Annotated in this window: 1 protein-coding gene; it reads left to right on the top strand. The window is 54.7% G+C overall.

What is annotated here, in order from left to right; translation table 11 throughout:
* Positions 1-236 (top strand): ATP-binding protein (locus tag AF337_RS11145; RefSeq protein WP_483150621.1); only part of this gene is annotated, 236 nt, incomplete at both ends.

Here is a 236-nt window from a genome sequence, read left to right as displayed (position 1 = left end):
AGCCTGCCTCCAGATCGGCTACTGGGGCGTCGGAACCTTCGAATTCCTCTATGAGGATGGCGCTTTCTATTTCATCGAGATGAACACGCGACTTCAGGTCGAGCATCCCGTCACCGAAATGACGAGCGGCGTCGATATCGTCCAGGCGCAGATAAGGGCAGCTCAGGGTCACGTTCTGGATCTCAACCAAGGCGATGTAACATGCGAAGGCCATACCTTCGAATTCCTCTATGAGG

Source organism: Rhizobium ecuadorense (genome assembly GCF_001187535.1).
Lineage (GTDB): Bacteria > Pseudomonadota > Alphaproteobacteria > Rhizobiales > Rhizobiaceae > Rhizobium > Rhizobium ecuadorense.
This window is presented reverse-complemented; position numbering and strand designations above follow the sequence as displayed.